Source organism: Maribacter polysiphoniae, assembly GCF_003148665.1.
Taxonomy (GTDB): domain Bacteria; phylum Bacteroidota; class Bacteroidia; order Flavobacteriales; family Flavobacteriaceae; genus Maribacter_A; species Maribacter_A polysiphoniae.
In genome coordinates this window covers 1-11301 of the sequence record NZ_QGGQ01000022.1, presented here as the reverse complement: position 1 = coordinate 11301, position 11301 = coordinate 1, and the positions used below count along the sequence as shown (strand labels likewise).

Annotated in this window: 10 protein-coding genes; all 10 read right to left on the bottom strand. The window is 35.4% G+C overall.

What is annotated here, in order from left to right; genetic code table 11:
* Positions 1-758: DUF6443 domain-containing protein (locus LX92_RS21990; RefSeq protein WP_244915958.1), on the bottom strand; the 758-nt coding region annotated here is incomplete at its 3' end.
* A 4-nt stretch (positions 759-762) separates the two neighbouring features.
* Complete coding sequence (locus tag LX92_RS21985; protein ID WP_109655177.1) at positions 763-4302, bottom strand: RHS repeat domain-containing protein; 3540 nt, start codon at positions 4300-4302, stop codon at positions 763-765.
* 18 nt (positions 4303-4320) lie between these two features.
* The gene (locus tag LX92_RS21980) at positions 4321-5211 is read right to left on the bottom strand and encodes a hypothetical protein (RefSeq protein ID WP_109655175.1); all 891 of its coding nucleotides are present in this window, start codon (positions 5209-5211) and stop codon (positions 4321-4323) included.
* A gap of 3 nt (positions 5212-5214) precedes the next feature.
* Positions 5215-5412: a hypothetical protein gene (locus tag LX92_RS22335; RefSeq protein WP_146197904.1), complete on the bottom strand. Its 198-nt coding sequence runs from the start codon at positions 5410-5412 to the stop codon at positions 5215-5217.
* A gap of 87 nt (positions 5413-5499) precedes the next feature.
* Complete coding sequence (locus tag LX92_RS21975; RefSeq protein WP_109655172.1) at positions 5500-5892, bottom strand: hypothetical protein; 393 nt, start codon at positions 5890-5892, stop codon at positions 5500-5502.
* Positions 5889-6686, bottom strand: coding sequence for a tail fiber protein (locus LX92_RS21970; protein ID WP_109655170.1), 798 nt, complete (start codon positions 6684-6686; stop codon positions 5889-5891). Before LX92_RS21970 ends, LX92_RS21975 begins: the two co-directional genes overlap by 4 nt.
* 6 nt (positions 6687-6692) lie before the next feature.
* The gene (locus LX92_RS21965) at positions 6693-7631 is read right to left on the bottom strand and encodes a tail fiber protein (RefSeq protein ID WP_109655168.1); all 939 of its coding nucleotides are present in this window, start codon (positions 7629-7631) and stop codon (positions 6693-6695) included.
* Between the two features lie 771 nt (positions 7632-8402).
* Positions 8403-8828: a hypothetical protein gene (locus LX92_RS22330; protein WP_146197903.1), complete on the bottom strand. Its 426-nt coding sequence runs from the start codon at positions 8826-8828 to the stop codon at positions 8403-8405.
* A 917-nt stretch (positions 8829-9745) separates the two neighbouring features.
* Positions 9746-10261 carry a hypothetical protein gene (locus LX92_RS21955; protein WP_109655165.1) on the bottom strand — a complete coding sequence of 172 codons (516 nt, stop codon included), beginning with the start codon at positions 10259-10261 and terminating at the stop codon, positions 9746-9748.
* 8 nt (positions 10262-10269) lie between these two features.
* A partial coding sequence (locus LX92_RS21950) for an RHS repeat-associated core domain-containing protein (RefSeq protein ID WP_317047083.1) occupies positions 10270-11301 on the bottom strand: 1032 nt, incomplete at its 5' end.

The window sequence follows — 11301 nt, the reverse complement described above, 5'->3', positions numbered from 1 at the left end:
TCACCGGCCGTGTAATACCCGCTCTGCACCAAACTCGGGGTATAGGTATTGTTGGCGAAGGTCGTGGTGACCTTGAACAAACGTACCTCATTGGTCGTATTGGTATCGTATCCGAACTCGATCTCATGGCTACCGTCCATTTTCCAAGCCTCACCCGGGGCCGCCTGTTTGAGTACCCGGTTCAACGGTGAGGGCTCAAAATCCTTCTCCGAATAGGCATTGGCCGTGGTACTGCTCATGGTAGGGAAGTCGGCCCCATAGTTCGCCTTATAATAGCTACGTGTGGCCGAGGCCTTGTTGCCCCGATAAGTGCCCAAGGTGCCCGAAGGTTCATGGTACGGCAACCAGTCCTTGTCCTGACGCCCGAAACCGTCATATTCGACATGGGTGATGATGTCCTCCTTGTCAGGGGCCGCCTTTATCCCGATCTGCTGCATCGGCCTTCCAAGACCATCGAAATAGGTGATGGACTCGATGACATCCTTGTTCTCGCTTATGCCCGATGCCGCTGTCATACCGTCTTGGTAACTGCGCGTAAAGATATAGTTCTCGTCGCTCTTGGCCACTGGTAGATAGGCATCGCCCAATATCTTGGCCGAGAAACTCGTGGTATGGAAACCGGGAGACAGGGTAATGCTCTGTGTGGCGATATGATCACCGGATGATTCCCCGCTGAAGGTCAATGTCGGCTGGGTCTGTGCCATTGTCATATTGGCCATGATGAGCACTACTGCTAATGTGTATATATGGTTTTTCATGGTCTTATTGGTTTTTATAGTGGTACTCATAATCGGTCACAAGCTTGCCATCGGCATCCTTCACCTCCTTAAGGCGGTTGAACTGATCATATTCGTAATACATGGTATACCCTCGAGGATCGGTCATACTCGTGACCCCCACCAATGGATCATAAGTATAGGTGGTGACCATGGCAGTGGGAAGCGCCTCTCGTAAGGAATTCAATTCTGAAAGGTTTGACTCATCATAGCCTTCTAATTCTGTTGTCGATATTCCTAGAGCTTGTGCCACCTCTGAAAAAGTAGTGTTCTCTATTTTAGCGATAGGATATAAATCATCATAACCCCAAATCAGCGTTGTATTTAAATATTCTTTTTGCCGATATTGCAATAACTTAAATTGGTTTTTAGTTCCAATGGAACCATATTTAACAAAATTAATTTCATCGCTAAAAGTATCAGTGTTGCCTTTTTTAGAGTATATGCCACTTTTATTATAAATAGTTGGCATATAAGAAGAATTTGAAATTCCTAAAACCCTATATTCATTTCTTATACTTGAATTAAGCACATTATTTAAATATATATTAGTTTCAATTACTGGTTGAATAATTCCTTTTGTCACCATTAAATTATAGTCATAACCTGTATTATCATAAGGGTAATTAAAAACTGTTTTTTGAATTTCTCCTTCACTATTTTTAGTTTCAATGCTACTTAATTGATCATAATCATCATAGGCATAATTTGTAATTTCATAAATTTCTTTACCATCAAAATAATTAGTCTTTTTAGTGTAACCTAATAAAGTTCTATTGGATGAAATTGGATAAAATCCGACAAAATAGTAATTATTATAAGAGGGAGGAATCGAAGCGGAACCTGACGAAGGAGACTGGCAAAAAGTTCTATAAGAAAAACTAGACATTCTACCATAAACACATGTTTTTGGTCTTGTAGAGTAACTATTTTCAGTCATAGAAAGTAAATCATCATTTTTAGTATAAATTTCCTCTTTAGCAACCAACCCATTATCTGTAGGGAATTTTTGAGCGGGATATGTTAAAGGAAAAGAGTTAACAGCTACATTTAAAGGATCAACCACCCCCTCATCAGGATTATTGGTATAATTAGTGATAATTTTACCATTATCATAAGTATACCCTGGACCACTAGTTATGTTTTTTACTGTTACCGCATCATACCCAACATATTTCCCTGATGCTGAGGATGACAGGTAATGACTATTAGAGCTTAAAGTATATTTTGTGACTATAGGATTAAAATATTCGTAATTACCATTGCCATTTACTCTGTTATATGCATAATTATAATTATATTTTTTCCAATAAAACAAAGGGCTCATCAGTTTACCCCCACTATATGTGTATTGTTTAATGATTTTGGCCGTAACCCCATTGCTATATGACGTAATTGTTTTTATTCGTAAACCAGCTCCATAAGAAGAACCTGAAATCTCAGAATCGTTTTTAATAAAATCCACATTTGCTTGAGCAACACCTCCATCTCCTGAAGAAATTTGAGGACTACATGCATTATCTAGAACAACTCTAAGAACATACACATGATTGGGATTAATCTCTAACCTATAATTTTCATCTAATTTGCTAGTCTCTCCATATTGTAATTGCAAAAGTTTTTTTTGGAGTACAATTTCATCTTGGTAGAATGCTAGAAGATAGGAACCGGAGTAACCTCTATCAAGGTATTGAACAATTTCATCTGTCTTGTTTAATTGTGTAAGCTCTATATAAGTATTTCCGTAATCGATTGTTTCAGATTCACAACTACCTTGAATACTTAAATACAAACTTCCTGAAATATATGACCAACTTTTCGCATAAAAGGTATGTATATTATTACCCGAAGACGTATTCTTATCACTTAAATAAATTGTTTCTTTATTTATTGTTTTTGATATTGAAGGCACAGTCACATTATCAAATGTGTTTAATTCATAATTAAAAATTGAATAACCTCCAGTAGGGTAGCTGATTTTATTAAGAACCCCTGCTTTTAAAAAATTGACATCAGAGCTTTTATTTTGTGAATAAGAAACATAGGAGGAGGGTATGTACAAACCAAAACGACGCAGATTAGGAAATAAGGAACTGTTTAGCATCTGCCCATTATAATACCCCCAATAATCTGTTGCATAAGAGGTTTTTTTTGGTAACTTTTCTTCATTATATTCAAAATTGTAAGCTGGTTTACCAGTTTCTTGAACAGATAACAGTTTTAACCTGTGTGTTAGTTCAGTTACGGTTTTCGAAAAGAAATTAGAGTTGAAATAACTTTCCATATTATAACCAGACGTATGACCAATAAAATAGTCATAATTGAAATCAAAATCCTTAATTGTAGAATATGATGTATTACTAACTTTTTTTTGAATTTCTATATTATCTAGTCGTTTGGCACCAACTAAATCATTTCTATTAAAACTGCTATTAAAAACTATTTTCCCTTGAGGAAAAGTTATCTTGGTCAAGTATGCTGTCTTTTGTTTAGAATAATTAACAGTAACTTTTTCGGATGAATTAAAGCGCCCATAAACATCTTGAGAAGCAATTGAACCTTCAGTTCTATACTGCTCACTTAATGATGATATATTTGGGAAATTATTTAGATAGTCAGTTTCTTCATAATCAAATGAAATCTCACTACCTTCATTTGTATATATCTTAATTAATTTAAAAACTCTTGAAGTAGTACTTCCAATTATTCGATCCAAATCTTCTAAATTGTAAGAAATATTAATCCCTCCAACAAGAGAAACTTCTGTTTCTTCTTTTTTTTCAAAAATAAACATATTACCATCGGGGTATGTAATTGCAAAATCACTAGGGGTGCTTCCATAGTTACCACTGTAATCAGACTTTATTTTGATATTACTATCTGATAAACAAATAAATTCTTCTGTTTCCCAGTTTAAAACAAACTCCCCATGATAGCCCATAAAATTAAACTTAAATAAATCTGGTTGCAGATCCACCGCGTTATTCATTAGACTACCATTGGAGTTAAAGTCATTACTATTCATACAACTTGCCTGTTGCTCTGGGTCTATTTCATCTCTTATTGGATAACCGAAAGTTGTACACGAAGACGTGATTGTATTGTAACTTGGTCCTTCAATTGCATCAATAAACTCATGCATTTCTAAATCTCTGCTTTTAAGTGGCCCAAAATCATCATAACCATTTACAACTTGTACTATACTTCCCCCAGCATCTAGTGTCCACCCCAAACCAGTCCAATCCGATTCTTCATTTACTCGAAAACCATTGGAATGATAATTCAACTGAATTGGCATTTCAAATTTACCTGTGTTAATAGTATAAATAGGAATAGAAATATTTGGAACTCCTGTATATTTAGACACAGGAATTTCTCCATACTTCATAAATGAAAATGCACTTGGTGATACAGGAAATACATCAGGTAAATTTGTGGTAGGATTAACTTGACTAAATGTAAATTGAATAGCAAGTACACCGATCAATAAGGTTAGAGATACTTTTAAAACTGGTCTTGATTTCATTTTAGTTTAGGTTAAATATTAATTGCTGATATTTTGTTTTTTTAGAACGCCTTCCATGGCAAGTTTTAGTTCACCCACTTGCTCTTCTAAAACCTTCATATTCTTGAGTTTTTTCTCTTGCTCCAATACATATAGCGTCAACTCCTCGATCTTCTCCAAGAGCAGTTTGTTCATTTCCCCTAGTTCAATACCATTTGCCTCTACTTCCTTAGCTGAGGGAATATTAATCAAATGGCCTTTTTCATTGATGTGTTTTTCAACTTCCTTGAGCGAGGGAAGATCATAATTTTCATTAAAGACATAGTCGGGCCAGCCCATTAAATCTACTTTCACCTCTTTGGCATGTATGTTACCATTTACAGCTAGTTTGGAGTCTAACGAAGTTGTTCCGATACCTACATTACCTAGTGAGTTTACAACAAAATCATAACCAACACCCGGCGTATTATTATGGGGAGCCTTTATACCGATAAACCCTACATTTCCGTCATAAAAAGATGAAATATCTGATTGAAAGAATGTACCTAATACGTTTTTGCTTCTAAAACGTATTGAAGCTTCTTTGAGGGGTACATCATTTTCAATTCTTAGACCACTATAGCTATCTCCATTAATAGTTAAAATTCCATTGGAAGTAACGGTAGTCCCGATACCAACGTTTCCATTACTTCCATTGACTGATAGTCTAGTTTGTCCATTTAGATTCACATACATGTTGTTTACAGATGCATCCACACTTCCTAGATATAGATTATTACTGGCATTGATTCCTAACATGCGGGTATTTGTTCCAGAACTGGTCTTTGCATACAAATATCTTGCATTATCCATATATAGGTCGTTTCCCGTTTGGGACACCCCTTTCTGTAAAAAAAGTACTATAAAAAGTAGTAGTATTGATAGTCTCATTCTTTAATTATTCTTATCTTTTTTTATATAATTTTCCATCTTGGCCATTCGCTTCTTTAATTCATCGATTTCCCTTAATTTCTTCTCTTGCTCTAATACATAAAGCATCAGATCCTCAATCTTAACCAAAAGCAGCTTGTTCATTTCGCCCAGCTCGATACCATTTGCCTCCACTTCCTCAGCGGAGGGAATATTAATCAAATGACCTTTTTCATTGATGTGCTTTTCTGCTTCTTAGAGCCTAGGAAGATTATAATCCTCATTAAAGACATAATCAGACCAGCCAGTCTACACTTTGATTTCCTCGGCCCGAAATTTTCCCTTTACGGCTAATTTATTACCCGTAGTGTTCCCTGTCTCTATTCCAAAATTTTCATTGGCCACCAGAATTTGTCGCCAAGAGGTCCAAGCATTATTGTATGGATTCCATTGTCTTAATTTTAACTCACCTAAAGGATGGGAAGTTGCAATGAGTTCGAAATTTCTGACCGATTCCCCAAACACAGTGAGTTTCGTTACATAGGGATATAGCCAAATTAATAACGTATTAGTGCTACCAGGCCCTTTTTGGTAATAAACCCCTGTAGTTATGTTACTTGGATTCTCATTTTCTGGAAATCGATTTTGTCCCAACAGTAATATTCCATGAAACAATAGGATTATGAAAATAATATTCTTCATGTCTTAGGTCCTTTTAGTACTTTAACTTCCTCCTTAAGCTCTTTTATTTGTCTTTCATTTTCCTTTTTCAAATCAATCATATAAAGTGTCAATTCCTCAATTTTTTCTAAAAGTTTCATGTTCATAGTACCAAGTTCAACGCCGTTCTTTTCCATTTTCTTGGCTGAGGGGATGTTAGGCAAATGGCCATTCTCTTTGATATAGTCCATGGTTTCCTCCAAAGTCCTGAGGTTATAATCTTCTTTAAAAACATAATCCGGCGCGGGAACGGAAAGATCTACCTTTACCTCCTCAGCATGTATTTTGCCCTTTACGGAAAGTTTGGAATCGGGGGTTGTTGTACCGATACCTACCATTCCTTTCCATTCATCAACAAATAGAACCTTTTTTGGTGTTATTGGAGTAACCAATGAAGCATCTACAACTTCTAGGGCATAGTCAAAACTTGGGTCTATTACATCCTTAAATATAAATCTTGTGGCATAGTTTGCTGTTATCGGAACGATTCTAACAGCCAGATACGTACTTGCACCACTACCAATGCGCCCCCATTCCAGTTTAATTCTTTTATGGTTATAATTAAATTCACTTATATACTCAACTTCTGCCGTAGACCAATAATTATTACTTATGTGCACTACTACATTGTGCACCGCATATTCACCAATAGCACTAATTTGAGTAATAAATTCTCCCTTGGGGTTAATTTTAAACCAAGTGTTTTGTTCGGATCCTGTATTTTGAGAAAATACTAAGCTACTTGCCAATAAGAATAATAAGTATACTTTTTTCATAATCTCTTAATTTATTTTGATTGCATTTTGGAGTTTTATTATGTCCTTGGATTGCTGTTCAATTACTTTTTGTTGTTGTAGTGTGTATAATGTCAACTCCTCTATTTTTTCCAAAAGTTTCATGTTCATTACTCCCAATTCCACACCATTTTCTTCCATTTCTTTAGCAGATGGAATATTGGGCAAATGCCCGTTTTCTTCAATATAGTCTTGGGTTTCCTCCAATGTCCTTAAGGCATAACCCTCCTTAAAAACATAATCAGGTGCGGAAACAAAGAGGTCTATCTTTACCTCTTCTGCATGTATTTTACCTTTAACCGTGAGTTTGGAGTCGGGAGTGGTAGTGCCTATGCCTATTCTTCCATTATTATTTACATAAAATGTAGATATCCATTCTCCTGTTTGCCAATACTTATATCCAATCTGAAAACTTCCGCCTGAATCGTCACCAATCCGTAATTTCAATGTAGAATTGTCAACCCCAATATCTTCCCTATATAATGCAGTGAAATCCGAATTATGTCCCCAAACGGGATCAACTAAAACAAAACCTTTGGATTGCACCTCACCATTAACATCAATTTCTTGGGCTGGATCAGAAATTCCCACTCCTATACGCTTAAGCGTAACAAAATTTCCATTAATTTGAAAATCCCCGAAATTATTAAGTGCCGCTATTGGAACAGAACCCGCAACTCCCCAGGTCCAACCACGGCCTCCGGTATTGTTCATATTACTTTTAATACTATAATCTGTAACAGGTCCATAATGGTATTCCGAACTATTACCCATATGTATTTTATAACTATTGCTCCCGTTCCAAAAACGAAAGCCATTACCATCCCCGGACGTAAGGTCATAGTTGGGTTGTGTTTGGGCTTGCGAAATAGTTGTTGCCAATAAAAAAAAGAAGAATACAATGGGTCTGAAAAGTGATTTTGCCATTTTAGTTTTATTTAATTTTTGGACATACCACTACCTATGCAACCAATGAAAAATTGGCGCCTTTAATGAATTAAATCATCTCTGGACTAAGACAAACAGTAGAATGCCATTAATGTATATCGTAAGATTTATTGGTAAGTAGGTTAAACTTATTTGGGAATTATTTAACTATGATAATCTTACAAGATATTATGTTAATTTGTTAAAACTAAGTAAGAGGTTAATTTTTATTTAACAAAATAATTTTAACAAAATTCGATGAAATACATATGATTTTCATACCTCTAACCTAATGTAGTCTAAAGAGGTTGTTTTAACACATTAAACACCTGATATTGAATTATATTAACATTTAGAAATTATTGGATCCCTTGTAGTGGATTTAGAAAAAAACGCCTAATTAAGTTTGAAATTTGGCACTGATATTCTTGTTAAAAAACTGAATTTCAACCTTAATTTTTTGTTCTTTTTTATTGCTATAGAATTACAGACTTCATGGAACCGGTACTCTACTAATTTCATATAGTTGAGCAATCGAGGTTGTGGATATTAACAAGAGTTTAAAAATCTTCAAAACCATCTCCTCATATTAGCGATGGTACTTGGTCGCTCACCTGGTATGAGCACGGGGTTCTTATTATAATACCGCTCGAAGTTACAAACTTCGTAATGTGTGTAATCCTATTCACTGTCGCAAGATTGGATCTTGTGGTAACTTTTGAATAAAAGAAAACCAGAACATTGCTGTCCTGGCTTTTTATCTTTGTTCACTTATGCCGACCATCTTACTTGGTACGCCACTAGTTGCAGACTAGCGGGGCGGGGTTGCAAACTTCGAACGTATCTTTGTTTATTTTGCTCCGAAGTCACAGACTTCGCAGAGCGGGGTTTAGGTACCACGATCGCAGAGTGCGTGGATGAACTATCCCCTAAAAGCCCTGTACCGTTGGGCATAAGCATATGGTTTTTATTATAGACACTTATACCATCTGTGTAGAACAACAACCCGCCATAATTATCGCACATAGAGGCACAGCCTTCCCGTGTAAACAATTGCCCATCCAATAAAGTTACAGGAGCACCACTATTAAAGTCTAACCCAGCCCTATATCCGAAATACCAAATATTAGCCCTGTTCTGGGCTAAGGAAACATAAAAACAGCTGATCAAGAACAAGAAAGTAAGGGATTTTTTCAAAAAGGTAGTTGGTTATGGTTGTTTTTATTCTTTCACTAATTTAGGAAATATGAAAGAAAAGTACTATAAAATCAGGATAATTTAGACGAATTGCAGCTTTTGTATTCTAACGGTTACCAAAGGACATTCCAGGTGGTATTACTATGAAACCCAATGGTTCAGTGGCATTTTATAGTGCGGCATGTAGTCACAGACTTCGCGGAGTCCGATATACCTCAAAGCACTTGGAGTTTGTAGGAATATCATATGAAATCCCCCATTGAACATATCGCTATATACAATTCCCAGCTACCCCCGCTCCCGCCAGTTTGTAACTTGTGCCCTTATAGTAAAGAAAACCGAACATTGATCAACCTAAAAAACCGATATCGTCGATTTCCAAAACGGTGTTGTCTTCAGCAGTTACTAACTTCGCAGAGCGGGGCTGTAAACTTTACAAAATGTGGTTTGTTTTGGTCTCGTATTTTATAGCCATCAGTATTGAACACACTATGAAAATAAACAAAAATGATGAGTGAAGTATAAATCATACGCTACGAAGTTAAAAACTTCGCAGAGCGGGTTCCTCATTACCGTTTCTTTCTCAAATGTGCTACGAAGTCACAGACTTCGGAGAGTGGGGTTCAAGGATTTCTTTGATAAAAATATAGCTTCACTTTAAAGCATAGAAGAACCACAACATTACTATTGTGGTTCTTCTCTTTATTTCTTACTTACTCAGAACGCTACGAAGTTGCAAACTTCGCAGAGCGGGGGTCACAGACTTCGCAGAGCGGGGATATTGAACAGCTTGATGATGAGACCAGAAGTAAATTGTTCTTCCTTATCGATAATATCATTCAGAACTTTAAAACTAAAAAAGCGTTCTCATAAAAAAACCGCCTCGTTAGAAGTGGTTTCCTGCTTTTATAGATATCTTAATCCATTATTAGTTCAAAGGTTAGCATTTCTTCATCAGAACCTATTGTTTCAAGTTCGACACATTTAAAAATAGCTTCTTCTCTTTCTAAACGAACATAATCAAAGCTATTCAAGCCCTCAAGGTATAAAAACCCTGATTGCCAGTATGATAATGGGCTAGAAATTAATTCTCCATCTTTCACTAAATAAAGAACTAAACTGCCATTTGGGTAACTAAAATAATAATCTATTTTTGGTAAAGCTATACCTTCTTTTAAAAAGATAGCGGTTCTACTTACTCGTTCTCCACTTACTATTATTACTTCATCCCAATTTTTACAATTAAGGATTTTAGAAAAATCATAAGTCTCATCTAATTTTATACTATTTTCTTTCTCAAATACTGCATTAAAATCATTAACTAAACAATTATTCTCAATGTTACTAACATTGTAAAATTTAATAAACACATAGCATAGGACTATTAAGAATAGTCCTATGGCTAAAATTATTATGGTCTTTCTTTTTATCATTTTATAAATTAATCTCTATAGTAAGCTCCTTTTCTTTTCCAACTTTCGACTATTTCTTTATTTCTTCTTGTATTCCTAGTTTTTAAAGATTCCTTTGGTATAGTCTTTTGGTCAAGAATCCTTATGGTTGTATTAGTTTTATTAGTTGCGTCTTTAAAAAACAATTCTTCAAACCCTAAATAATCTAAATTTGGATTTTGCCTTGCTAGGTTAACTCCCCAAGCATTATTTATTATATCCATTTTACTGTCATCTGTTTGCATATTATGCATTCCTTTGCTTTTACCTGCAGTAACCATATAATCCTCGTGTAATATACCAAGTTTTTCAGCTAATTCAGGACCTAATTCTACTGCAACTAAATACATCCAATAAGAATGTCTAATCGCTCCACTATATCCAAGATTATCACCTCCTAAATCTCCAGAAACTCTTGTTGCTAATACACCTGCACTATAAGCAGCTTTACTAACAACTTTCTTTTTATCTTTATTATTTCTGTAATAGTTTTTTTCTTTTGGTCCCATTACGTGCTTATAACTTCCAACATATCCACCACAACAATCCTCGCTTGATTCAGAATCATTCGCAGTATTATTATTACTCCCATCAGCATTACCTCCATTTTGAGCATATGCAATAGCTTCATCTTGAGAAACTACTGTTCCATTTATTACATATTGACCTGTCTCAAAATTATATATAGAATCAGCTCCACTTGGGTCTGCAAAATATATTGGATTGTTATCAAAAGCGTTATATGTGCTTGCTGAATAATGTGTAATTGGGTCAATGGAAATCCATCTTGCAATTGCTGGGTCATACTGTCTTAAATCCATTTCATACATATTTAGACCAAGACTTTCATTCAATTCTTTTCCGTTGTAGGTCATATAGTTATTCTGCGTACCGTTCACAACATTGTTGTAACCCTTATGACGTAAACCAAAAGGATAGTAATTGTTCTCCTCCCTAATTTCATTAGTGGCAATACTGCCATTATTGTTGTCATCACTATAGGAGAGACGAATATTGCCCAA

Excerpts from the sequence above, each read along its gene's own strand:
- LX92_RS21985 (WP_109655177.1), bottom strand. The coding sequence starts at position 4,302 with ATGAAATCAAGACCAGTTTTAAAAGTATCTCTAACCTTATTGATCGGT.
- LX92_RS21980 (WP_109655175.1), bottom strand. The coding sequence starts at position 5,211 with ATGAGACTATCAATACTACTACTTTTTATAGTACTTTTTTTACAGAAA.
- LX92_RS21975 (WP_109655172.1), bottom strand. The coding sequence starts at position 5,892 with ATGAAGAATATTATTTTCATAATCCTATTGTTTCATGGAATATTACTG.
- LX92_RS21970 (WP_109655170.1), bottom strand. The coding sequence starts at position 6,686 with ATGAAAAAAGTATACTTATTATTCTTATTGGCAAGTAGCTTAGTATTT.
- LX92_RS21965 (WP_109655168.1), bottom strand. The coding sequence starts at position 7,631 with ATGGCAAAATCACTTTTCAGACCCATTGTATTCTTCTTTTTTTTATTG.
- LX92_RS21955 (WP_109655165.1), bottom strand. The coding sequence starts at position 10,261 with ATGATAAAAAGAAAGACCATAATAATTTTAGCCATAGGACTATTCTTA.